Below are 24,803 nucleotides of genomic sequence, written 5' to 3'. Positions count from 1 at the left end.
CGTTCAATCGGACGCGTCGGTCGCTTCTGCCATCTGGCGGTGGGTCGTGTTGGGTGTCGCGACCGGGGCCGCCGCCGGCTGGAGGCCGAGTATACGCTTGCGAACTTTGCCGACCAAGCGCATGCCCTTGACGCGCTTGACGGCGCGCACGGCGTAAAGCGCCCCGAAGATTGGCCACCACCGGTCGCCGGCAGGTTCCATGAATTCGAAGCGCTGTAGCCAGTGCTCGCCTCGCAAGGGCGGACGATAACAGCCGAAGCGGCCACGGTCGATGTCGAACGACAGCAGCTTGAGCCAGTCCTTCAAGCGCGTGAACGCGATCAGGTCGGCGCCCGGTGGCAGGAACGGCGTGCCCGCCAGTCGCCCCAACTCCTCGCGCGCGCCCCAAAGGCTCAGGTTGTTGAACCCGGTGATGATGACCTGCCCCTCCGGCACCAGAATGCGCTCGACTTCACGCAGAATGTCGTGCGGATTCTCGGCGAACTCCAGCACGTGCGGTAGCACCACGAGATCCGTGCTGGCGGTCGCGATGGGCAACTCGTCGAAACGGCTCACGAGAATGTCGCGCGCAACCATGTCGGCGACCCCGGCCCCGGAATCGCAGGACGTCCCGACGGCGGTCGTGTCGCTGGCGGCCTTCGTCATGAGAGGGGGCGCTTGCGGGCCCCGCGCGGCAGGAAGAATGAGGCCGCGGTAGGGCATGCGGTTTTCGCGCAGCGTATCGAGCTCGGGACGCCCCAGTTGCAGCGCGTGATAGCCGAACAGATCCCCGACCCATTGGTCGAAAAGGGCCTGTTCCCATGCGAGCGCGTAGCGGCCTGGCGGTGAGACGAGCCAGACGGGCCAGTCTATAATCGGACGTTCTGACATGGTGGCGAGTATATATGGATGCGCACGCAGATGCGGTGAGTACGGTGAGTGAAGTCAGCAAGTCGTCGGCCGGAACACTGACCGTTTTTCCCGTCCCCGCGTTCCAGGACAATTATCTCTGGGTGATCGATGACGGCAAAGACGCCGTTGTGGTCGACCCGGGCGACGCCGCCCCTGTGCTCGCCTATCTCGACTCGCGTGGTCTCACGCTGCGCGCCATTCTCATCACGCACAAGCATGCCGATCACATTGGCGGCGTCGACACATTGCTGGCGCGTTTCGACGTGCCGGTGCATGGCCCTGCGCAAGAAGCGATTGCCTGCGTCGATCATCCACATCACGGTGGGGAGACGGTGCACATCGAGGCGCCTGCCATGACGCTGGAGGTGATCGATGTTCCCGGCCATACGTCCGGTCACATTGCTTACTTTCTTGGGGCAGGGGCGGCCGGTGCGCCGCGTCTGTTCTGCGGCGATACGCTGTTCTCGTGCGGGTGCGGCCGTCTGTTCGAAGGCACCCCGGCGCAAATGCTCGCCTCGCTGGACGCGCTCGCCGCATTGCCGCCCGCCACGCTCGTGCACTGCGCACACGAATACACGCTGTCGAATATCCGGTTTGCGCTTGCCGTGGATCCGGAGAACGCGGCACTCAACGCGTGGCACCAGGAGGCGACGGCACTGCGCGCCGCGGGTCGCCCCACGCTGCCGACGACACTCGCACAGGAGCGTGTGACCAACCCCTTCCTGCGCAGCGATGCGCCTGCGATCATTGCGGCCGCTGAGCAGCACGTCGGCCAGACCGGACTCTCCCGCGAAGCCGTTTTCGCCGCCGTGCGCGGTTGGAAGGATACCTTCCGCTAGACGGTGTCGGTCCGTCCCCGGGCGCAAGCATGTAATGTTGCCGACGCAAACTGTCAACAGCACGACGCGCGACGCGTTCTGTCACAAAGCGGATATTGACAGGTTCCGTGTCACCTGCTCCTGCCCGACGAATCATCCCCGGTGTGAAGATTGCCTGTCGTGTCGATGACATCGTATACGGAGGTTGCGTGACAAAGCCTCGCGAAAACGCGTGTCGGTTCGGCCACATTTCGTCAAATTGTCTTCAGGGATAACCCTTATTTTTGGGGCCTTTTTGCGTAAAATTTGCAAAAAAATTAGGCAGAATGGTTGACGCATCTGAAGGGTTTCCTTACCATCCTTGCCAATTTCATGAAGATGTAACCCAAATCGAGCCCGATCAATGCGACTTATCGTTAGCTTGCTCCTGACGCTGCTCCTGGCAGCGTGTGCCAGCACAGCGCCGACTACAGGTGCATCGAATTCCTCACCCACGGCGCAGAGCAAGTCGCCCGTCGCTTCGACCGCAAAAGGCAAGCAGCGCGTCTCCAGCGACCAGCCCATCGACCTCGACAACGACTCGATCAACGATCTGGCGTACGGCAGCGACGATGCCGATCTCTGGTCGCGTATTCGCCACGGTTTCTCCATCCCCAATCTCGACACCGACCTCGCGCAGGACCGCACGCAGTGGTACGCGCAGCGTCCGGAGTACGTCGAGCGCATGATTCAGCGCTCGGAGAAATACCTGTTCCATATCGTCGAAGAACTCGAGCGTCGCCATATGCCGACGGAGCTCGCGTTGCTGCCGTTTGTGGAAAGCGCCTACAACCCGCAAGCGCTTTCGACGGCCAAGGCGGCCGGCATGTGGCAGTTCATTCCGAGCACGGGCAAGACGTATAACCTCAAGCAGAACATGTTCCAGGACGAGCGCCGCGACGTGCTCGCCTCGACGACCGCCGCGCTCGATTACCTCTCGAAGCTGTACGCCATGTTCGGCGACTGGCACCTGGCGCTCGCTGCCTATAACTGGGGCGAGGGCAACGTGCAGCGGGCCATCGACCGCAATCAGGCACAGGGTCTGCCGACCGACTACCTGAGCCTGCGCATGCCGACGGAGACGCGTTACTACGTGCCGAAGCTCCAGGCCATCAAGAACATCATCGCGCACCCGGATATCTACAGCGTGAAGCTGCCGGAGATCCCGAACCACCCGTACTTCGTCAGCGTGACCACCAAGCGCGACATCGACGTGGCGCTGGCCGCCAAGCTGGCCGATCTGCCGCTCGACGAATTCCGTGCACTCAACCCGTCGTTCCGCAAGCCCGTGATTCTGGGCGCTGCGCAAACGCAGATTCTGCTGCCCTTCGACAGTGCCGAAGTTTTCCAGCGCCGTCTGAAGAGCTACGACAAGCCGCTGTCGAGCTGGACGACTTATACGTCGGCCTCGCGTGAGCGTCCCGAAGACGTGGCGCGCAAGCTCGGCGTCGACGCCGCCGTCATCCGCTCGGTCAACAACATTGCCCCGCGCATGCGCCTGAAGGCTGGCTCCACGCTGCTGGTGCCGCGCTCGGACGACATCGATCAGGATATCAGCGCGTCGGTGGCCACCAGCGCCGTGCTGGCGCTCGAACCCGATTTGCCGGATACGCGCAAGGTAATGGTGCGTGCTCGCAAGCACGACACGCTCGCCGGTGTTGCCGCGCGCAGCGGCGTGAGCGTGGCGCAGATCAAGAGTTGGAACCGTCTGCGTCGCGATACGCTCACCTCAGGTCAACTGCTGGTGCTGCACGTGCCGGTCAAGGACGCGTCCCGCGTGCTCGCCGCATCGGCGCCGGAACCGGTCGCCGCGAAAAACGACGACGATGCACCGCGCACTCGTTTGGTGAAGGGCAAGAACGGCAAGATGATCCGCGTGGTCGACCACCGTCCGGCGGCCAGCCCGACCACCTCGGCGAAGTCGACCAAGACCGCACCGGCCGCGAAGGTAGCGTCGAAGACGCCGGCCAAGGCGTCTGCCAAACCGGTTGCCAAGGCCGCCGCAAAGCCGGCGACGAAGGTCACCAAGACCGCTCAGCGCTAAGCCGAGGCCGCGCAGTCGCACAGTCTGCAAAACGCCCGTGAGGTTATTCCTCACGGGCGTTTTGCTTTATGCGCCAGATGTGTGCGGGGAGTATGGGCGTGCGACATACGCCGGAAAATTCCTCCCGGTTTAGGGGGCTTCGCTTACCGGGATGAAGATCCGAAAGTTTGCGCTTATATAAAAAGGAGTGCTAAATAAAGAAGACAAAGAAGTGGACATTAGCACCCGGTAAGATGCGACCGGGTAGCCCCAGCCCAAATCCGGTCCCCACTGGTGTTCTGCATCCTCTTGATCTCGCCTGACATACGTCTGCCGCCCATACGATTTTTGATCTCGCTCAATCTTCCTGCTATCTCCGCGTAATCCCCTAGAATTCCCGGGATCGCGCGCTGCCTCCGGTAAGCCTTCCGTAAGCGTCAACGCGCACACTGGTTGCAAAATAAATGGAAGGAGACACCATGACTTCATATGCGTCGTTTCATGCCCGTTCGATTGCACCGGACTCGCGTGCGGCCTTCTGGGAGGAGCAGGCCAGACTGATCGACTGGGAGACCCCGTTCGACCGGGTGCTCGACTACGACAATCCGCCCTTTGCGCGCTGGTTCGTCGGCGGACGGACCAACCTCTGTCATAACGCGATCGACCGGCATTTGCCGTCGCGCGGCACACAAAACGCACTCGTCTGGGTGTCCACGGAAACCGAGCAGGAGCGTGTCTTCACCTACGACGAGCTCGCGGCGGAGGTCAATCGCATGGCCGCGTCGCTGCAATCGCTGGGCGTCGCGCGCGGTGAGCGCGTGCTGATCTACATGCCGATGGTGCCGGAGGCATTGTTCGCGATGCTCGCTTGCACGCGGCTCGGCGCGATTCACTCGGTGGTGTTCGGAGGCTTCGCGTCCGTGAATCTGGCCGCGCGTATCGACGACGCGCAACCCAAGGTCATCGTCTCCGCCGACGCCGGCTCACGCAACGGCAAGGTTGTGCCGTACAAGCCGTTGCTCGATGAAGGCGTTGCGCTGGCGCAGCACAAGCCGTCGAGCGTGTTGCTGATCGACCGCGGACTCGCGCCGATGGCGCGCGTGGCGGGCCGCGACGTCGATTACGCGCCGCTGCGCGAGCAGCATCTCGACGCGTTCATTCCCTGCGAATGGATGGAATCGAGCGATCCGTCGTACGTGCTCTACACCTCCGGGACCACCGGCAAGCCCAAAGGCGTGCAACGCGACACCGGCGGCTACGCGGTCGCGCTGGCCTCGTCGATGCAGCATATCTTCTGCGCGAAACCGGGCGACACGATGTTCTGTGCGTCGGACATCGGCTGGGTGGTCGGCCATAGCTACATCGTGTACGCGCCACTGCTCGCCGGAATTGCGACCGTCATGTACGAAGGCACCCCGATTCGCCCGGATGGCGGTATCTGGTGGCGCATCGTCGAAAAGTACAAGGTGACCCAGCTCTTCACTGCGCCCACGGCGATTCGCGTGCTCAAGAAGCAGGATCCCGCCTACCTGACGCAGTACGACCTGTCGTCGCTGCGTCTCATTTTTCTGGCGGGCGAGCCGCTGGACGAACCGACCGCGCGATGGCTCACCGAAGGCGTGGGCAAGCCGGTCGTCGACAACTATTGGCAGACGGAGACGGGCTGGCCGATTCTCGGTATGGCGCGTGGTGTCGAGGTGCTGCCCGGCAAGCTCGGGTCCCCGGGCAAGCCGGTGTATGGCTACGACGTGAAACTCGTCAACGAGGCGACCGGCGAGGACTGCGGGCCGAATGAAAAAGGCGTGCTGGCGATCGAAGGCCCGATGCCGCCGGGCTGCCTGAGCACGCTTTGGGGCGACGACGACCGCTTCGTCAAAACTTACTGGCAGACGGTGCCCGGGCGCATGCTGTATTCCAGTTTCGACTGGGGCGTGCGCGACGAGGGCGGTTACTACTTCATTCTCGGCCGTACTGACGACGTGATCAACGTGGCCGGGCACCGGCTCGGTTCGCGCGAAATCGAGGAGAGCATTGCGAGCCATCCGGCGGTGGCCGAAGTCGCGGTCATCGGGGTGCAAGACGCCTTGAAGGGGCAGGTCGCCATGGCCTTCGCGGTGCTCCGACGCCCCGACGACGTGCAGACGTCCGATGCGCGTCTCGCGCTCGAGGGCGATGTGATGAAGACGGTGGACAAGCAATTGGGGGCGGTGGCGCGTCCGGCGCGCGTGTTTTTCGTCTCGATGCTGCCCAAGACGCGTTCCGGCAAGCTGTTGCGGCGCGCGATTCAGGCGATCTGCGAGGGACGCGAGACGGGCGATCTGATAACGCTCGAAGACCCGGCGGCGCTCGAGCAGGTGCGCGATGCGGTGAAGGGAAAGTAGGGGCTTGCTCGGCAAGGCGCGACAAAACCCAATAAGGCGCAATGAAGCAACCCTGCGGCGCATCCGATTTTCGGATTGCGCCGCAGTGCATTAGGCACCCGAACAGGTTTCGATATCGACAGCCGATGTCGCATTCCGACAAGCGTCGACGCAACGCCGGTATGATGCGTACGTGCTCATGCCCGTTCATCGCTCATCGACATGACATCTTCCGATTCGGCCGCGTGGCGGCGCAAGGCAATGCTCTTCGTGGTCTCCGTCGGCTTCTTCATGCAGACGCTGGACTCGACCATCGTCAACACGGCGCTGCCCGCCATGGCGCGCGATCTTGGTCAATCGCCGCTGCACATGCAGGCCGTGGTCATCGCCTACGCGCTGACGATGGCGGTGACCATTCCCCTGTCGGGATGGCTGGCGGACCGGCTTGGCACCCGTGTGGTGTTCTCCAGCGCCCTCACGATCTTCTCGCTCGGCTCGGCCATGTGCGCCTATTCCAGCACGCTCGATGCCCTCGTCGCGTGGCGCGTGATCCAGGGCATCGGGGGCGCCATGCTGTTGCCGGTCGGACGTCTGGCCGTGTTGCGCACCTTCCCGCGCGAACAGTATTTGCAGGCGCTGGCATTCGTGGCGGTGCCGGGCATGATCGGTCCGTTGATCGGGCCGACGCTCGGCGGCTGGCTCGTGAAAGTTGCGTCGTGGCACTGGGTGTTCCTGATCAATGTGCCGGTGGGCATTGCGGGTTGCGTTGCGGCGCACTTCTTTCTCACTAACGCCCGGGCGCCGCATCAAACGGCGTTCGACATCAAAGGGTATCTGCTGCTGTGCGTGGGCATGGTCGCCACGTCGCTGGCGCTCGATCGTCATGCCGACATGGCCGGGGCGCATGCGCTGATGCTCGTGCTGCTGGTGCTGGGGTTCGCCGGTTTCGTCGCGTACGGCCTCTATGCGAATCGCACGCCGCAACCGTTGTTCTCGCTGGCAATGTTCAAGGTGCACACGTTCAGTGTCGGCTTGCTCGGCAATCTGTTCGCGCGTATCGGTATCGCGGCGGTGCCGTATCTCGTGCCGCTGCTGTTGCAGGTCAGTCTCGGCTATTCCGCATTCGAGGCCGGGTTGCTGATGCTGCCGATCACCATCACCGGCATCTTCGCGAAAAGCCTGGCGACGCATCTCGTGATTCGCTACGGCTATCGGCCCGTGCTGGTCTGGAACACGATTCTGGCGGGGTGCGTGATGGCGAGCTTTGCGGTGGTCACGCCGAATTACCCCGTCCCGCTGCTCATCATCCAGCTCGGCATTCTCGGGGGCATCAATTCGATTCAGTTCACGGCCATGAACACGCTCACGCTCAAGGATCTGAATCCGGACGAGGCGAGCGGCGGCAACAGTCTGTTCTCGCTGGTGCAAATGCTGGCCATGAGCTTCGGTCTGACGGTCGGCGGCGCGTTGCTGGTGACCTTCACCGGCACGTTCGGCGAGAGCGCCGGTGTGGGGGCGTTGCCGGCATTCCGTGCGACGTTCGCGTGCGTGGGGCTGATTACCTGTTGCTCGTCGTGGATATTCGCGCAACTGACCGACCGCGAGCAGATGGCCTCCGACGACGGCGATGCCCAGGCGAAAGCGGCCGCCGCGACGCCACCGCCGCCGGCGAACTAGCGCGCGTCGTCAACGTCGTCCGGCAACGGCCTGCGGTGTCATGAGAAGGGCTTGTCGAGAATTTCCGGCGCGCGAATGGCATCGATGAGCAGGCCGAGAAACGCCTCGACGGGCGCGGGCAGCGTGCGTGCGGCCATGGTTTGCACTTGCAGCGACCGTTGATGCAATGCCGGATTGCGGATCGGGATCGCCACGAGGCCTTCCGGTGCGAGGCGGCTGCGTACGGTGAGCAGGCCGGTGAGCGTGACGGCATTGCCCGAGCGCACGAAGCTGTGTAGTGCGGCGTGATAGTTGCTGATGAACACCGGCTCGAACAGCAGGCCTTCGAGCGAGCAGCACAGATCGAACATCTGACGGATCGTGACGCCGGCGTTCGACAGGGCGATCGGGTACGGGAGCAAGTCGGCCAGGGCGACGTTGCGTCGTTTGGCAAGCGGGTGTTTTTTTGCCATCAACGCATAAATGGGCGCGGGTTGGGTGTGGACCACCTGCACGCCTTTCTCGGGCGCGACGCTGAAGCACACGGCGATATCCGCGTCGCCGTCGCGCACACGCTCCGTTGCGACAAATGGGGAGACGACGTCCAGCAGGAAATGCGCGCCCGGATAGGTTTCCCGAAAGCGCGCGAAGACCTGGGGCAGGAAGTCGCGCGCCACCCCTTCCGCACTCGCCACGCGAATCGTCGCGCGGCCCACTTCGGTCAGTCCCCGAATTTCCGACGTGATGCGCTCGGCATCGAGCAGGACCCGACGCGCATGATCGGCAAGCAACACGCCAGCCTCGCTCAGGACCATGCCACGCGGGCGCCGTTCGAACAGCGGCGTGCCGAGATCCTCTTCGAGCTTCGCGATTTGTCGGCTCAGTGCGGATACCGCCACATGCAGGCGCTCCGAAGCGCGACTGAGCGAACCGGTGCGGGCAACTTCGAGAAAATAGCGCAGTGCATGAGTCTGCATGGAAAGCACCTGAGAAGTCGGGAAGGGCGGAAGGGGTGCCCGTTGAATCAGCCGCAGCAGACACGTCCGCCGCGTCAGCCACGTGAGTGCGAGCGGCGTCGAACGCGTCCGAAATGCTGCAAATGCTCCAAATGCGCCGTTATGCCGGTTTTTTTGCTTTGCCGAAACGGCAACGAAACCTTCGAAATATTATCATTGTTGTCAAAAATACCCGCTCCTAGAATGGCCTGAACGGTTGTGCCGCAGCGTGCCGCCGACACGCGTCGCAGCGATGTGCGAGACCGGCAACCGTGTCCACAACGCCATCTGGAGACATGCAGTGACCCGTAGCGCAGCGATTTCCCAAGCCACCGCCCAATACGATTCGGGCGCCTTTCTCGACACTCTCAACCGCCGCGTCGCTTACAAGACCGAGAGTCAGGAGCCCGACAGCGGCGACGTGCTCCACGCGTACCTATCCGACGAAATGACGCCAGCACTCGCGGCGCTCGGTTTCACGTCGCGCATCGTGCCGAATCCGGTGGCGGGAGGCGGCCCGTTCCTCATTGCCGAGCGTCGCGAAGGCGACGATTTGCCGACGGTGCTGACCTATGGGCATGGCGACGTGGTGCGTGGCTACGACGCGCAGTGGCGCGACGGGCTGAAGCCGTGGGAGATCGTTGTCGAAGGCGATCGCTGGTACGGACGCGGCACCGCGGACAACAAGGGCCAGCACACGATCAATCTGTCGGCGCTCGCGCAGGTGCTGGCCGCGCGTGGCGGCAAGCTCGGCTACAACGTGAAGATGATCGTGGAGATGGGCGAGGAGATGGGGTCCCCCGGACTGCACGCGATTTGCGAGCAACTGCGAGACGAACTGCGTGCCGACGTGCTGATTGCGTCGGACGGCCCGCGCCTGTCGGCGGCGCGACCGACGGTTTTCCTCGGCTCGCGCGGACTCGTGAACTTCAAGCTCAGTCTGAATCTGCGCGAGGGCGGTCATCATTCGGGGAACTGGGGCGGCTTGCTGCGCAATCCGGGCGTCGTGTTGGCCAACGCGATTGCGTCGATGGTCGATGGCAACGGCAAGATCCTCGTCGAAGGGTTACGTCCGCCCGAGTTGCCCGCGTCGGTGCGTCGGGCGCTGACCGGGCTGGAAGTCGGCGGCGGTCCCAACGACCCGGCGGTCGACGTCGACTACGGCGAACCGGGGCTGACGCCGACCGAGCGCGTCATCGGCTGGAACAACATCGAAGTGCTCGCGTTCAAGACCGGCAATCCGGAGAAACCGGTCAACGCCATTCCGCCGTATGCGTACGCGCACATGCAGATTCGCTTCGTTGTCGGAACGGATTGGGAGCGTCTGGGCGACATTGTCCGCGCGCACCTCGACGCCCACGGTTTTCCGATGGTGGAGGTCGAGGTGGAGCGTGGGGTCATGGCGACGCGTCTGGATCCGGAAGACCCGTGGGTGCTGTGGGCGCTGGCGTCGATGCGCGAGACCACCGGCAAGCCCCCGGTATTGCTGCCGAACCTCGGCGGCACGTTGCCCAACGATGTCTTCGCCGACGTGCTGGGACTGCCCACGTTGTGGGTGCCGCACTCCTATCCCGCCTGTTCCCAGCATGCGCCCGACGAGCACCTGCTCGGCTCTGTCGCGCGTGAGGCGCTGCAGATCATGGCCGGGCTGTTCTGGGATCTTGGCGAAGTGAATCTGAAAGAGGGGAAGCCGCGATGAACAGTTCTGCCGCCGCCTCCGGGGCGGATCACGTCCACGATGCCTCCGGCGATGCCAAGGCCGGCGCCCGCGCGGAGGTCCCGGTCTACAAGCTGATCGTCGCGACCTCCATCGGCAACGCGCTGGAGTGGTACGACCTGATCGTGTACGGCTACTTCGCCGTGACGATCTCGAAGCTGTTTTTCCCGGCGCACGACGAGACGGTGTCGTTGCTCATGGCGCTGGGCACGTTCGCACTGTCGTACCTGGCCCGCCCTCTGGGGGCGTTCGTGCTCGGCGCGTATGCCGATCGCCGGGGCCGCCGCGCGTCGTTGATGCTGTCGATTGCCATGATGACGGTCGGCACGGGGCTGATTGCGTTCATGCCGACGTACGCCGCAATTGGTGTCTGGGCGCCGATCGGCATCTTCGCGTCGCGCCTGATGCAGGGGTTTTCCGCGGGCGGCGAGTTTGGAAGTTCGACGGCGTTTCTGGTCGAGCACGTGCCGCATCGGCCGGGCTTCATGTCGAGCTGGCAGTTCGCAAGTCAGGGGGCGAGCACGCTGCTGGCGTCGGCGTTCGGGGCGGTGCTCACGGGCGCGCTGACGCAGCCTCAACTGGAGTCGTGGGGCTGGCGCATTCCGTTCCTGTTCGGCATGCTGGTCGGGCCGATCGGTTTGTATATCCGCAAGTATGTCGACGAGACACCGGCGTTCGCCAGGGACGTCGCCCGTCGGCAGGCCGCAGACGCGAGCGCGGCGGGGGAGGACGCCGAGGTCGCCAAGTCGCCGGTATGGGAAGTGCTCGCGACGCAAAAGGCGCGTCTGCTCGTCTGCATCGGTGCGCTCATTCTCACGACCACGGCGAACTACATGATTCTGTATATGCCGACGTATGCCACGAAGCAGCTTGGTCTGCCGCCGGCGCAGGGTTTCATCGCCACGCTGGTGACGGGATTCGTGATCATGACGCTCACGCCGTTCGTCGGGCACTGGTCGGACAAGGTCGGCCGCATTCGTATCATGCTCGCCGCCGGGGTGTTGTTCCTGTGTACGGTGTACCCGGCATTCGCCTTCATGAACGCGCATGCATCGCTCGCGACGATGATGATCGTGATGTTGTGGGTCGGCACGTTGAAGGCGGTCTATTTCGCACCGATTCCGGCGCTGATGTCATCGCTGTTTCCGACCCGAACGCGGGCGACCGGCATGGCGGTCGGCTACAACCTGGGCACGACGATCTTCGGCGGATTCACTCCGTTGGCCGTGGCATGGCTGATCGCGGCCACGGGAAACAAGCTGGCGCCGGGGTTGTATCTGATGGTGGGTGCGGTGATCAGTCTGACGACACTGTTGATTGCGCGCGTGAGGATGGGCGCGCGCTGACCCAAAGCGGGCGTGGGAGGGTCCACCCTCCCGCGCCTCTCTCGTCTAAGTACTTTCCCTCCCAATTTCGTCTCGCCGCCGACCTTGCCGTCGGCAATTTTTTTCGCTAGTATTTTAGGCATAAACTATTTACGATTTAACAAAGATCGACCGATGGCGAGCCTGCTGCGCGCTGTGGCGATCCAGTGAATCCGGAGGCTGGAGATGAATATCGTCTGTATCGGTGGCGGTCCCGCGGGCCTGTATTTCGGGCTGTTGACGAAGCTGCGCGAGCCGTCCCATCGCGTGGTGGTCGTGGAGCGCAACCGGCCTTACGACACCTTCGGCTGGGGCGTGGTGTTCTCCGACGCCACCATGGACAACCTCCAGGAGGCCGACCCGACGAGCGCCGCGCAGATCAACGCCGCCTTCAACCACTGGGACGACATCGACATCCACTTCGAAGGCCGCACGGTCACTTCGGGCGGGCACGGCTTCATCGGCATCGGCCGCAAGAAGCTCCTCAATATTCTGCAAGCGCGTTGCGAAGCGCTCGGCGTCGAACTCGTCTTCGAGACCGACGTGAGCGACGATCAGGACATCGTCCGCCGCTATCAGGCCGATCTGGTGATCGCCTCGGACGGCCTCAACAGCCGTATCCGCACCCGCTATGCCGAGACCTTCCGACCCGACATCGACACGCGTCAGAACCGCTTCGTCTGGCTCGGCACGCACCAGCGCTTCGACGCCTTCACGTTCGCTTTCGAGAAGACGGAGCATGGCTGGTTCCAGGCGCACGCCTACCAGTTCGATGCCGACACGTCGACGTTCATCGTGGAAACTCCCGAGTCGGTCTGGCGTGCGCATGGCATCGACCAGATGAGCCAGGAAGAGGGCGTCAAGTTCTGCGAAAACCTCTTCGCCAAGTATCTCGGCGGCAATCCGCTGATGAGCAACGCCAAACATTTGCGTGGCTCGGCCATCTGGATTCAGTTCCCGCGTGTGATTTGCGAGCATTGGGTTCATTGGCATGACGTGGACGGCAAGCGCGTGCCTGTCGTGCTCATGGGCGACGCTGCGCACACTGCGCACTTCTCCATCGGCTCGGGCACCAAGCTCGCGCTCGAAGACGCCATTGCCCTTGCCGACGGCCTTGGCACGCAAGGGGTCGACGCCTTGCCGGGAGTGCTGGCCGATTACGAAGCCGCGCGCAGCATCGAAGTGCTCAAGATCCAGAACGCCGCACGTAACTCGACGGAATGGTTCGAGACCGTCGACCGGTATGCCCGCTTCGCGCCGGAGCAGTTTGCTTACTCGCTGCTCACGCGCTCGCAGCGTATCTCGCACGAGAACCTGCGCGTGCGTGACGCGGGCTACGTCGAGGGATACGAGGACTGGCTCGCCGAACAGGCAGGCGTTGCGCGCGCGGCAGGGCAGCACGCCATTCCGCCAATGTTCACGCCGTTTCGCGCGCGCGAACTCACGCTCAAGAATCGTATCGTGATGTCGCCGATGGCCATGTACTCCGCCGTCGACGGCGTGCCCGGCGACTTTCACCTCGTTCACCTCGGCAGCCGCGCGCTCGGCGGCGCCGGCATGATCGTCGCGGAGATGACCTGCGTGTCGCCCGACGCACGCATCACGCCGGGCTGTCCCGGTTTGTGGAACGATGCGCAGCGCGACGCGTGGAAGCGCATCGTCGACTTCATCCATTCGGGCAGCGACGCCAAGATCGCCATGCAGATCGGTCACGCCGGTCGCAAGGGGTCCACGCGCCTTGCCTGGAACGGCATCGATCAACCGCTCGACGACGGCAACTGGCCGCTGATTTCGGCCTCGCCGCTGCCGTACATCGAAGGGGTGTCGCAAACGCCGCGTGAAATGACCCGCGCCGACATGGATCGCGTCAGGGACGACTTCGTGCAAGCGGCGCGCCGCGCCGCCGAGGCCGGTTTCGACTGGCTCGAACTGCACTGCGCGCACGGCTACCTGCTCTCGAGCTTCATCTCGCCGCTCACGAACCATCGCCAGGACGAATACGGCGGCTCGCTGGAGAACCGGTTGCGTTATCCGCTCGAAGTGTTCGCCGCGGTGCGCGACGTGTGGCCTGCCGCCCGACCGATGTCGGTGCGTATTTCGGCGCACGACTGGGTCGAGGGGGGGATCACGCCCGACGACGCCGTCGCCATCGCCCGCGCCTTCAAGAACGCCGGTGCGGACCTCATCGACTGCTCGTCGGGGCAGGTCAGCAAGGAAGAAAAGCCGGTCTATGGCCGCATGTTCCAGACGCCGTTCGCCGATCGCGTGCGTAACGACGCCGGCGTGGCGACGATGGCCGTCGGCGCGATCTTCGAGGCGGACCACGTGAACAGCATCATCGCGTCCGGGCGTGCCGACCTTTGCGCACTCGCGCGTCCGCATCTGGCCGACCCGTTCTGGACGCTGCACGAAGCGGCGAAGATCGGCTACAAGGACCTGCCGTGGCCGGCGCAGTACTATGCCGGCAAACGTCAGTACGAGACCAATCTGGAGCGTGCTGCCGCCTACGCGCAACAGATCGGTAAATAAGGACAGTTCATGACGGCTACGGAATCCTCGACGACCTCAGTTCCCACGGCAGCGGCCACCGGTGGGGCGCCTGCATCGATCAACGGTGTGCACGCGCTGGTCACCGGCGGTGCGCGCGGTATCGGCGAAGCGGTGGCGGCGGCGCTGCTCGCCCAGGGCGCGCGCGTGACGCTGCTCGGGCGCAGCGAAGCCCGACTGGCTGAGGGCGTGCAGGCACTGGCGGCGCTCGGCGAGGTGGCTTGGGTGGCGGCTGACATTGCCGACGCGAGTGCCGTAGAAGCGGCATTCGCACGCGCGGCACAGCGTTTCGGCCCGGTGCAGGTGCTGGTGAACAACGCCGGGCAAGCGGTGAGCGCACCGTTCGGCAAGACGCACGCACAGCTCTGGCAACAGATGATCGACGTCAACCTCACGGGCACCTATCACTGCATCGCGGCGGCGTTGCCCGCCATGCTCGGTGCCGGGTGGGGCCGTATCGTGAACGTGGCGAGTACTGCGGGACTGATCGGCTATCCGTATGTCACGGCGTATTGCGCGGCCAAGCACGGCGTCGTGGGCCTCACGCGCGCGCTGGCGCTCGAAGTGGCGAAGAAAGGGGTGACGGTCAATGCCGTGTGCCCGGGCTATACGGAAACGGACATCGTGCGCGATGCGGTGGCGAACATCGTGGCCAAGACGGGGCGTAGCGAAGACGAAGCGCGTGCCGAGCTGGCCAAACGCAATCCGCAAGGCCGTCTCGTGCAGCCGCAGGAGGTCGCCGACGCGGTGCTGTGGTTGTGCCAGCCGGGCGCCGGTGCCGTCACGGGCCAGTCGATCGCCGTGGCAGGCGGGGAAGTGACCGTCGGGTAATCCACGGAAGACGCCGGGCAGCAAGACAGAGGACACAGTATTTCGGGATGTCGAGGCGGTGCGATGCCGCACGACATCATTCCAGCCAGCACGACCGCCGGGCGTCATCGGCACACGATGCCGAAATGAGGATGCCGGGCGATGTCAAAGCGATATCAAAGCGATATCAAAGCGATGACAACGCGATAACAAAGGAGATCGGCCAATGAGTGACGTGAAACTGACCATGGCGCATCACAAGCGCCCGTTCGCGAACTATGAAGCCAAACACTTTCTGTGGTCGGTGTCGAACGATGCGCAAGGGCGTCCGAGCATCGGCACGATTACGCTGAACCGTCCCGACAAGAAGAATCCGTTGACGTTCGACTCCTATGCCGAACTGCGCGACCTGTTTCGCGGGCTGGTCTACGCAACGGACATCAAAACGGTCGTGGTGACGGGCGCCGGCGGCAATTTCTGCTCGGGCGGCGACGTCCACGAAATCATCGGCCCGCTCACGCAGATGAGCATGCCGGAACTGCTGGACTTCACCCGCATGACGGGCGACCTGGTCAAGGCGATGCGCGCCTGTCCGCAGCCTGTCATCAGCGCCATCGACGGCATTTGCGCCGGGGCGGGCGCCATGGTGGCGCTGGCCTCGGACATGCGTCTGGGCACGCCGCAGACGAAGACGGCGTTCCTGTTCGTGCGCGTCGGTCTCGCCGGTGCCGACATGGGCGCCTGCACGTTGCTGCCGCGCATGATCGGACAGGGGCGCGCCTCGGAACTGCTCTACACCGGACGCGTGATGACGGCGGATGAAGGTCTGCAATGGGGCTTTTTCAATGCGCTGCACGACGGCGGTGCCGTGCTCTCGGCAGCGCAGACGCTGGCCGATCAGATCGCATGCGGCCCGACCTTTGCACACGGCGTGACGAAAAAGTTGCTGCATCAGGAATGGAACATGGGCGTTGACGAGGCCATCGAGGCCGAAGCCGAAGCCCAGGCGATCTGCATGCAGACGAAAGACTTTCGTCGTGCCTACGACGCGTTCGTGGCGAAGCAAAAGCCGGTTTTCAAGGGCGACTGACGATGAGCGACCTCACCCCTCACAACGCCCGGAACGCCGACTTTCTCGCGTGGCCGTTTTTCGACGCGGCACATCGGCGTCTGGGCGCGGACCTGGACGACTGGTGCACGCGCGGGTTGAGCGTCGACCATCACGCCGATACGGACGCGACGTGCGTGTCGCTGGTGCGTCAGCTTGGCCGTGCAGGCTGGTTGAAGTACTGCGTGCCGCAAAGCCACGGGGGCGCGCTGGACAAGCTCGATTCGCGCGCGCTGTGCGTGCTGCGCGAGACGCTGGCCCGCCACGACGGCCTCGCTGATTTCGCCTTTGCGATGCAGGGACTGGGCAGCGGTGCGATCACGCTCGCGGGCAGCGACGCGCTCAAGCAGCGTTATTTGCCACGTGTGGCGTCGGGCGAGGCGATCGCCGCGTTCGCACTCTCGGAGCCGAACGCCGGGTCCGATGTTGCGGCGATGGCGTGTACGGCCACGCTCGACGGCGACCAGTATGTGCTGAACGGCGAGAAGACTTGGATTTCGAACGGCGGCATTGCCGACTTCTATTGCGTGTTCGTGCGCACGGGAGAAGCGCCGGGCGCACGCGGGATCAGCGCGTTCGTGGTGGACGCCGACACGCCGGGGCTGACGATTGCCGAGCGCATCGACGTGAGCGCGCCCCATCCGCTGGCGCGCCTGAAGTTCGACAACTGCCGCGTGCCGGCGTCGCAACGTCTGGGCGAAGCGGGGCAGGGGTTCAAGGTGGCGATGATGACGCTGGATATTTTCCGCGCGTCGGTGGCCGCAGCGGCGCTGGGTTTTGCGCGGCGTGCGCTGGACGAAGGGCTGGCGCGCGCGAAGTCGCGCGAGATGTTCGGGCAGACGCTGGCGGACTTCCAGCTCACGCAGGCCGCGCTGGGCGACATGGCGACCTCGGTGGACGCCGCCGCATTGCTCACCTATCGCGCCGCTTGGCAGCGAGACGTGCTGGGCCAGCGCACGACGCGTGAAGCGGCGATGGCCAAGATGTATTCGACGGAATCGGCGCAGCAGGTGATCGACCGCGCGTTGCAGATGTTCGGCGGTGCGGGTGTGGTGTCGGGCGCGGTGGTGGAGCGCCTGTATCGCGAGATCCGTTCGCTGCGTATTTACGAAGGGGCAACGGAAGTACAAAAACTGATCATCGCGCGCGAACTGCTCAAGGACGGTTGATCCGGGCCTGGCGTTCGACGTGCGGGGCATGTTGGACATGTTGGATGGGTTTGTGATGTGCGCAGTGGCAACCCACGGAGACAGGGATGGCATGGCGTCTTGCAATAACACTTGGAAGCACTAGGACTGCGTGCGGCGCGATGCGTCGACGTCATGCTTGATTACCGGGGGCAAGGAGAAGCACATGGAACGATCTGGACATCTCGACACTTTCGCACGCGACAATCTGCCGCCTGCCGATCAGTGGCCCGAGTTTCTGCTCGACAATCCGGACGTGGCATACCCGGCGCGCATCAATTGCGCCGCCGAATTGCTCGACCGCGCGATTGCCGATGGACGCGGCGACGCACCCGCGATCTACTCGGTCGAGAACGGCAAGCCGACCGTCACGACCTATCTCGGCCTGCGCGAGATGGTCGATCGCATCGCCCACGTGTTGCGTAACGATATGGCGCTGGTGCCGGGCAACCGTGTGCTGCTGCGCGGACCGAACAATCTGTTCATGGCCGCCGCATGGCTGGCGGTGATCAAGGCAGGGCTGGTCGGCGTGCCGACGATGCCGCTGTTGCGCGCGAAGGAACTCAAGCAGATCGTCGACAAGGCGCAGGTGAGCGCCGCATTGTGCGATGGCCGGCTCAAAGAGGAGCTGGAGTTCAACCGTCAGGCCGGGCACGAGTACCACTGCCCGGTACTGTCGAGCGTGGTGTACTTCCATGACGTTGGTGAGGACTCACTGGAGGCGCGCATGGCGCGTCAGCCGGCGAGCTTCGAGGCCTGTGACACGGCGGTCGACGACGTCTGTCTGATCGCCTTCACGAGCGGCACGACCGGACAGCCGAAGGGCACGATGCATTTTCATCGCGACGTGCTGGCGATGTGCGATCTGTTCCCGCGTCACGTGCTCAAGCCGGGGCCGGACGACATCTTCTGCGGCACTCCCCCGTTAGCGTTCACTTTCGGCACGGGCGGCCTGCTGACGTTTCCGCTGCGCGTCGGTGCGGCGACGGTGCTGCTGGAAAAGCTCACGCCGGACAGTCTGCTGCAAGCAATTGCCGACTATCGCGCGACGATCTGTTTCACGGCCCCCACGTTCTACCGTCAGATGGCGGCGCTAGTCGGCAAGTACGATCTGTCCAGTCTGAAGAAGACGGTGTCGGCGGGCGAGGCGTTGCCCGATGCGACGCGTCAGCTCTGGAAGCAAGCGTCCGGCATCGAGATGATCGATGGCATCGGAGGCACGGAGATGATTCATATCTTCATCTCCGCGGCCAACGGCGATGTGGTGCCCGGGGCGATCGGCAAGCCGGTGCCGGGCTACATCGCGATGATCGTGGACGAGAAAATGCAGCCGGTGCCCCCGGGCACGGTGGGCAAGCTGGCGGTGAAAGGGCCCACAGGATGCCGCTACCTGGCGGACTCGCGTCAGAAGAATTACGTGAAGAACGGCTGGAATCTGCCGGGCGACACGTTCATGTGCGACGAAGCGGGCAATTACTACTATCAGGCACGCTCGGACGACATGATCGTCTCCGCCGGGTATAACATCGCGGGTCCCGAAGTGGAGTCGGCGCTGTTGCAGCATCCGGCGGTTGCGGAGTGCGGCGTGGTCGGCGCCAACGATGACGCACGCGGCCAGATAGTGAAGGCCTACGTCGTGCTCAAGGCAGGCCAACCGCGCGACGACGCCATGGTGAAAGCGCTGCAGGAGTATGTGAAGGCTAACATCGCGCCCTACAAATACCCGCGCGCGATCGAGTTCGTCGACACGCTGCCGCGCACGGAGACGGGCAAGTTGCAACGCTTCAAGCTGCGTCAGATGGCGCAGTAAGCGGTCGTGATGGGGGAGTGGGTGCTCCAGTGGGCGCCCACTGACTTTAGGTGAGAAAGACGAATGAGGACGGGGGCTGACGTGGCGCAACACGCTTTCGTGAAGCCATTGCTGGTGCGGTTCAAACACTGCGATCCGGCGGGCATTGTGTTTTATCCGCGCTATTTCGAGATGATCAACGATCTCGTCGAGGACTGGTGCGCCGAAGGGCTGGGCCTGTCGTTCGGCGAGATGCATCTGCGCGAAGGCATGGGCGTGCCGACGGCAAATATCGAATGCCGATTCAGCGCGCCGAGTTTTTTGGGCGACACGCTCGTGCGCTCGCTGGAGGTTACGCGCCTTGGTCGCTCGTCGATGACGCTGCGTATTCGATTCGCCGGCGCGAACGACGAGACGCGTCTGCAAGCGACGCTGGTGCTGGTCTGGGTCGCGAAAGGCGAGGGCGGCCGGCCCGCCCCGATCGCCGTGCCTGCCGCCCAGCGCGAAGCGATTGTGCGCTTTGCCGCACCTGATTCTGACATTGAAGGAGTGTCCTGATGCTGCAAGTTCTGCAACCGCCCGAATGGGCGAAACCGCGCGGTTACGCCAATGGCATGGCTTTCGAGATGACGGTTGGTAGCCGCATCGTGTTCGTCGGCGGCCAGATCGGCTGGAACGGGCAGCAACGTTTCGAAACCGACGATTTTGCGCTTCAGGTGCGTCAGACCCTCGAGAACATCGTTGCGATTCTGGCCGAGGGGAATGCGAAGCCGGAGCACATCGTTCGCATGACCTGGTATGTGAAGGACAAACGCGAGTACGTGGCCAACTATCCTGCCATCGGTGAACACTACCGCGCCGTGATCGGCCGTCACTTTCCTGCGATGACGGCAGTGGAAGTCGCCGATCTGGTCGAGGACGAGGCCAAGGTCGAGATCGAAGTGACGGCTGTGGTGCCGCCTGCCGCCTGAGGCGACCGCGACATCGTCGGTTCCATGAAAAACGCCGGGCGTGAATGATGAACTGACCCGGCGTTTTTTTTCATTTCTGCTCCGTCCGCTCCGGCTGAATCACGCCGCTTTCGGTCTGGCCTGTACGGCGTCCAGTTCGGCCTGCGTGAGCCAGTACGTCGAGGGCAGATCCAGTTCGTCGCAGTTGTGCCCGTCGCCGCCTCGGTCCACGACGATGAAGTCGCTCACCTCGTGCAACGCCAGCAGCGGGTGGTGCCATACGCCTCTGGCGTAGTTCACACCCTGCCAGCCATCCGAGACGAACGCGCGGATCCGGCTCACGTCCAGCTCGCCCGCGGGCGCAACGACGACCAGATACGGCGTGGTCTTGAGCGGGATGAACGCCTGGCTGCCCAGCGGGTGACGCTCCAGCATCTTCACCTCGTACGGCAGCTGCCGCGGCTGACCTCGGAAGACGTTGACCAGCGTGCGCCCGCCCTCCGGGCCCAGGTCCACCGTCGCCAGATCGTGGAATCGCTCGGTCGTGCCGCCATTGATCGCGAAATGCTTCGCCCCTGCCAACTCGATCACGTCGCCGAACGGAGCAAATGCCTCGCGCGTGAGTCGCTCGATTTTCAATGCCGGTGCTGCCGTATCGCGCACATCGCGCATACCCTGCTCCTTTTTTGCCTTGTTCGTTGCGCCCCCCTCGCGCCGCGCGTCGATGGTCTGTCGTCGACTGCGAGAGGGCGTAGTGCTGCTACTTTCCTGCTACTTTCCTGCTACTTGCCTGCTAATTCCGCCATGCGGCTTATGCCGTCTTCTCGCTCAGGCGACCCCACAGCCGCAGACGCGACACCCCGCCGTCCGGAATGATGTTGAAGCGGATGTGCGTGATCGCGCCCAGCTTCTGCACCGGCTCGTCGAAAGTGAATTGCCTGTCCATCGCGAGCTTTTGCTCCGGCAGCAACACGGGCCAGAACATCGACTGCGTGATGAGCGACTGCTCGGTGCCGCCCGTGACGAACGCGGCCTGAATCGAGCAGCGGTCCGGGAAGTTGCCCTTGAAGTGCGCCGTGTCGACTTCGATCTTGCTGATCTCGCCCGGCTGCGCGAGCGCGATGATGGCCCAGTCGTTGCCCGGCTCGCGACGACGGCGTGTCTCCCACCCGTCGCCCATGTTCACGCCGCGCCCGGGCATCAGCAGGTTGGAGGCAAGGCCGAAGTGCTGGTTGTTGGCCGCCACGACATAGCCGCCGTTTTCCATCGCGATCAGATCGATGAGTTCGTCGCCCGAGCGTGCGGCCCAGTCGCTTTGCGGCAGGCCGTACAGACGCAGGCGGGCGAGGCCGCCGTCGGGATACAGGTTCACGCGCACGTGCGTGACGGCGCGCTGCTGCGCGATGTCATGGTAGTGGTGCGCGTTGCCCTGCAACGTGGTCGAGGGCAGCAACTCGAACCAGTCGGCCGAGTCCGACGGCGCGCCGTTCGGGCTGTAGCAGCCTTCGAGCGATGCGGCGGGCGGGAAATTGCCGGTGAAATGGCTGGTGTCGAGATCGACCCCGAACAGCACGCCCGGGCGCGCGAGCTTGACGATGCACCAGTCGTAGCCGTTCACGCGCTTGCGACGCGTCTCCCAGCCGTCCATCCACTTGCCGTTCTCGTCGTACTTGCCGGGAATGAAGACGGCAGGCTCGGGACTGAGCATGCGCTCCTTGGCCGCAAAGAATTCGTCGCTGGCGACGAGCGCCTGAGCGCCCAGCCGCGGGTCGGCCAGGTTGACGTAACGGCGCACGAATTCCGGTGCGTTCGGGTCTTGCGGGGCGAGGGCCATGTTGCGAATCACTCCAGAGGAAGATGCCGACGTGCTATCGATATGGCGTCGGCGGAAAATACTTGGCTTGCGATGAAGACCACGGCGCCCGCCATGCTCCTCAAGTCGATTGGCACGATGCTCAATGCGTCATCACCGTGTCATCGACCGGTTGTCAACGCGTCAGTGCCGCGTTGGCCGGTGCCGCTTCGCTACCGTCTTCGGACGGCGCAATCGGCTCGTACGGCAGCAGGCCGTCCAGCACTTTGTGCGCTCGCGCAAAGTCGACATCCTTCTCCCATGCCGCCACGACAAGCGTTGCCACGCAATTGCCCAGCAGGTTCGTGATGGCGCGCGCAATGCCCACGAACCAGTCCACCGGCAGGATGAGTACGAGACCGATCACGGGGATGGCGGGAATGGCGGCAAGCGTGGCGGCCAGAATCACGATGGCCGATCCCGGAATGCCGTGCGCGCCCTTGGAGGTCAGCAGCGATACCAGCACCACGAGAATGAGGTCGTGTGTAGACAGCGGCGTATTCGTCGCCTGCGCAATGAAGATGACCGCCAGCGTCAGGTAGATCGAGAAACCATCGAGATTGAAGGAGTAGCCCGTCGGCACGACCAGACCCACCGTCGACTTCTTGATGCCCATCCACTCGAGCTTGCGCATGATGGTCGGCAGCACGGCGTCGGACGATGCGGTGCCCAGCACGATGGACAACTCTTCCCGGAAATACTTGATGAACTTGAAGATGTTGAAGCCCGCGAGCCGCAACACGCCGCCCAGCACCACCGTCACGAAGACAAAGCAGCTTGCATAGAACACGAGCACGAGCAAGCTGAGTTGCTTGAGCGACGACGCGCCGTATTTGCCGGTGGTGAATGCCACCGCCCCAAGCACGCCCAGCGGCGCGAGCCGGATGATGAAGGCCATCACGCGGAAGAAGACGTGGCTCAGATCTTCAATGAACCGCGCCACAGGACGACCCCGCTCGCCCAATGCCGCCAGGGCGCATCCGAACATCACCGAGAACACCAGAATCTGAAGGATGTCGCCCTTGGCGAACGCGTCCGTAATGGTGTTGGGAATGATCTTGAGCAGGAAGCCCGCCGTGTCTTTCAGGCTCTTGGCATTCTCGGCATACGCGGCCATCGAACTCGCGTCGAGGGTGCGAACGTCGATGTTCATGCCCGCGCCGGGGCGGGTGACCCACGCGAGCACGGCGCCGATGACCAGCGCGAAGGTCGTAATGATCTCGAAGTAGATGATGGCCTTGACGCCGACACGACCGACCTTGCGCAGGTCGCCTGCGCTGGCCATACCGCTTACGACGACGCAGAAAACGATCGGGCCGATCACCATCTTGATGAGCTTCAGGAAGCCGTCGCCCAACGGACGCAACGACTCTCCCAACTGCGGAAACCAGATGCCTAGCGCCACACCCACAATCAACGCAATGACGACTCGGCCAAACAACGAACGGAACAGCTTGGGCATGGTTTGTCTCCTCTGCCTGCGCAAATCACTCTCTCGGATTTCGCGATCTCAGTATCGAATGGACTGCTCTTGGGGGGCTGATTCTGTACAGCGATACAGCGGTAAGGCGGATTGCAGATGCTGCATGGCGACGTGTGACATCGCCCACACCAGCGTCCATCAGGATATGTCGACAAGTCATACCGGTCTGACCAGTGGTGTTATGGAGAATATTAGAAAGCCAATATAGTCAGGTCAAGCGGTGTCTTTTGAGGGGAATCCCTAGGGAGCGAGGTTTCGCTGCGCTTCGCGTTCCACGTTGGTGGTTTGGCGTGGAAGTTCTTGTTTTACTGGGTGAATCCGCCGAAATCTTCGTGAACTTCGCATTCCCGCGCGGAGTCGCACTGGCATCTGACGCGCCGTGCGGAACGCGAAGAAAGGGGGCCACCGGCGCGCAGATTCCCAGGGCAAACTTCAGGGAGGCGCCATGCGAATGAAGGACATGGTGGTACTCGTGACCGGCAGTGCGCAGGGTATCGGCCGTGCCATCGCGGTTCGTTTCGCGCAGGAAGGCGCGCGTATCGTGGTGGAGGACCGCCTCGACAATGCGATGGCCGAGCAGACCCTCGATGCCGTGCGAGCGGCGGGCAGCGACGGTTGCGTGATTGCGGGCGACGTTGGGCGCGTGGATGAGGATCGTGCCGTCATCGAACGGGCCGTAGCGCAAATGGGGCGCATCGATGTGCTGGTCAACAACGCCGGGGTCGAGCGGCGCGCCGCGTTTCTCGATGTGACCGAAGCCGACTACGATCTCGTCATGAACGTCAATCTGAAAGGGGCGTTCTTTCTCACGCAAGCCTTTGTCAGGCACTTGCGTGAGACGAAGCGCGGCGGGCGTATCGTCAACGTCAGCTCGGTGCACGAGGAATTGCCGTTCCCGCACTTCACCAGCTATTGCGCGAGCAAGGGCGGCATGAAGATGATGATGCGCAATCTCGCCATCGAGCTCGCGCCGCTCGGCATTACGGTGAACAACGTCGCCCCGGGCGCCGTGGGCACACCGATCAATCAGCAACTGCTCGCCGACAAGGCGCAACTTGCCGCGTTGGTGGCGAACATTCCGCTCGGACGCCTCGCCAATCCCGCCGAGATCGCCAATGCCGTGCTGTTCCTTGCCTCACCCGAATCCAGCTACGTGACCGGCACGACGCTGTTCGTCGACGGCGGACTGCTGTGGAACTACGCGGAGCAATGAC

The 24,803-nt window shown here is 63.6% G+C and carries 19 protein-coding genes; 14 read left to right on the top strand and 5 right to left on the bottom strand.

What is annotated here, in order from left to right; all coding sequences use genetic code 11:
* Positions 1-3 precede the first annotated feature (3 nt).
* Complete coding sequence (locus UC34_RS16615) at positions 4-870, bottom strand: methyltransferase domain-containing protein (protein WP_044456419.1); 867 nt, start codon at positions 868-870, stop codon at positions 4-6.
* Between the two features lie 14 nt (positions 871-884).
* On the opposite strand from UC34_RS16615, the gene gloB reads away from it, so the two are divergent.
* The 4 genes from gloB (at position 885) to mdtD (ending at position 7,808) form a co-directional block, all read left to right on the top strand.
* Complete coding sequence (gene gloB / locus UC34_RS16610; protein ID WP_084070741.1) at positions 885-1,730, top strand: hydroxyacylglutathione hydrolase; 846 nt, start codon at positions 885-887, stop codon at positions 1,728-1,730.
* A 382-nt stretch (positions 1,731-2,112) separates the two neighbouring features.
* On the top strand, positions 2,113-3,792 hold the full coding sequence (locus UC34_RS16605) for a transglycosylase SLT domain-containing protein (RefSeq protein WP_044456418.1): 1,680 nt from the start codon (positions 2,113-2,115) through the stop codon (positions 3,790-3,792).
* Between the two features lie 458 nt (positions 3,793-4,250).
* Complete coding sequence (locus UC34_RS16600) at positions 4,251-6,152, top strand: propionate--CoA ligase (RefSeq protein WP_044456417.1); 1,902 nt, start codon at positions 4,251-4,253, stop codon at positions 6,150-6,152.
* Positions 6,153-6,353: 201 nt separating this feature from the next.
* Complete coding sequence (mdtD, locus tag UC34_RS16595) at positions 6,354-7,808, top strand: multidrug transporter subunit MdtD (RefSeq protein WP_072617499.1); 1,455 nt, start codon at positions 6,354-6,356, stop codon at positions 7,806-7,808.
* A gap of 38 nt (positions 7,809-7,846) precedes the next feature.
* Here mdtD and UC34_RS16590 read toward each other — a convergent pair whose 3' ends face one another.
* Positions 7,847-8,764 carry a LysR family transcriptional regulator gene (locus UC34_RS16590; protein WP_044456416.1) on the bottom strand — a complete coding sequence of 306 codons (918 nt, stop codon included), beginning with the start codon at positions 8,762-8,764 and terminating at the stop codon, positions 7,847-7,849.
* Between the two features lie 319 nt (positions 8,765-9,083).
* Between UC34_RS16590 and UC34_RS16585 the strand changes: the two genes are divergently transcribed.
* The 9 genes from UC34_RS16585 (at position 9,084) to UC34_RS16545 (ending at position 20,275) form a co-directional block, all read left to right on the top strand.
* Positions 9,084-10,481 carry a M20 family metallopeptidase gene (locus tag UC34_RS16585; RefSeq protein ID WP_044458295.1) on the top strand — a complete coding sequence of 466 codons (1,398 nt, stop codon included), beginning with the start codon at positions 9,084-9,086 and terminating at the stop codon, positions 10,479-10,481.
* Positions 10,478-11,845 carry an MFS transporter gene (locus UC34_RS16580; RefSeq protein ID WP_044456415.1) on the top strand — a complete coding sequence of 456 codons (1,368 nt, stop codon included), beginning with the start codon at positions 10,478-10,480 and terminating at the stop codon, positions 11,843-11,845. The genes UC34_RS16585 and UC34_RS16580 overlap by 4 nt, the downstream gene beginning before the upstream one ends.
* A 204-nt stretch (positions 11,846-12,049) precedes the next feature.
* Complete coding sequence (locus tag UC34_RS16575; RefSeq protein WP_044456414.1) at positions 12,050-14,392, top strand: bifunctional salicylyl-CoA 5-hydroxylase/oxidoreductase; 2,343 nt, start codon at positions 12,050-12,052, stop codon at positions 14,390-14,392.
* 9 nt (positions 14,393-14,401) lie between these two features.
* Positions 14,402-15,241 (top strand): SDR family NAD(P)-dependent oxidoreductase, encoded by an 840-nt coding sequence (locus tag UC34_RS16570; protein ID WP_084070739.1) that lies wholly within the window; start codon positions 14,402-14,404, stop codon positions 15,239-15,241.
* 205 nt (positions 15,242-15,446) lie between these two features.
* The gene (locus UC34_RS16565; protein ID WP_044456413.1) at positions 15,447-16,310 is read left to right on the top strand and encodes an enoyl-CoA hydratase family protein; all 864 of its coding nucleotides are present in this window, start codon (positions 15,447-15,449) and stop codon (positions 16,308-16,310) included.
* A 2-nt stretch (positions 16,311-16,312) separates the two neighbouring features.
* A complete protein-coding gene (locus UC34_RS16560) occupies positions 16,313-17,497 on the top strand; it encodes an acyl-CoA dehydrogenase family protein (protein WP_044456412.1) in 1,185 nt (394 codons plus the stop codon).
* A gap of 184 nt (positions 17,498-17,681) precedes the next feature.
* On the top strand, positions 17,682-19,325 hold the full coding sequence (locus UC34_RS16555; protein ID WP_044456411.1) for an AMP-binding protein: 1,644 nt from the start codon (positions 17,682-17,684) through the stop codon (positions 19,323-19,325).
* A gap of 171 nt (positions 19,326-19,496) precedes the next feature.
* Positions 19,497-19,862 (top strand): acyl-CoA thioesterase, encoded by a 366-nt coding sequence (locus UC34_RS16550; RefSeq protein WP_335645745.1) that lies wholly within the window; start codon positions 19,497-19,499, stop codon positions 19,860-19,862.
* Between the two features lie 2 nt (positions 19,863-19,864).
* Positions 19,865-20,275: a RidA family protein gene (locus UC34_RS16545; protein ID WP_044458293.1), complete on the top strand. Its 411-nt coding sequence runs from the start codon at positions 19,865-19,867 to the stop codon at positions 20,273-20,275.
* 99 nt (positions 20,276-20,374) lie between these two features.
* On the opposite strand, the gene UC34_RS16540 is transcribed toward UC34_RS16545, so the two are convergent.
* The 3 genes from UC34_RS16540 to UC34_RS16530 all read right to left on the bottom strand — a co-directional run bounded on the left by UC34_RS16540 (position 20,375) and on the right by UC34_RS16530 (position 23,568).
* The gene (locus UC34_RS16540; protein WP_044456409.1) at positions 20,375-20,926 is read right to left on the bottom strand and encodes an ureidoglycolate lyase; all 552 of its coding nucleotides are present in this window, start codon (positions 20,924-20,926) and stop codon (positions 20,375-20,377) included.
* Between the two features lie 139 nt (positions 20,927-21,065).
* Positions 21,066-22,088, bottom strand: coding sequence for an allantoicase (alc, locus tag UC34_RS16535; RefSeq protein ID WP_044456407.1), 1,023 nt, complete (start codon positions 22,086-22,088; stop codon positions 21,066-21,068).
* Between the two features lie 154 nt (positions 22,089-22,242).
* Entirely contained in the window at positions 22,243-23,568 is a 1,326-nt protein-coding gene (locus tag UC34_RS16530) for a C4-dicarboxylate transporter DctA (RefSeq protein WP_044456406.1), read from the bottom strand.
* A gap of 466 nt (positions 23,569-24,034) precedes the next feature.
* Between UC34_RS16530 and UC34_RS16525 the strand changes: the two genes are divergently transcribed.
* Positions 24,035-24,802, top strand: a complete 768-nt coding sequence (locus tag UC34_RS16525) for an SDR family NAD(P)-dependent oxidoreductase (RefSeq protein WP_044456405.1) — start codon at positions 24,035-24,037, stop codon at positions 24,800-24,802.
* The last annotated feature ends 1 nt before the right edge of the window (position 24,803 follow it).

Origin of the sequence: Pandoraea vervacti (assembly GCF_000934605.2) — a bacterium.
GTDB classification, from domain to species: Bacteria; Pseudomonadota; Gammaproteobacteria; order Burkholderiales; family Burkholderiaceae; genus Pandoraea; species Pandoraea vervacti.
Note: the sequence above shows the minus strand (reverse complement) of the source record. Positions and strands in the feature narration are given on the sequence as shown.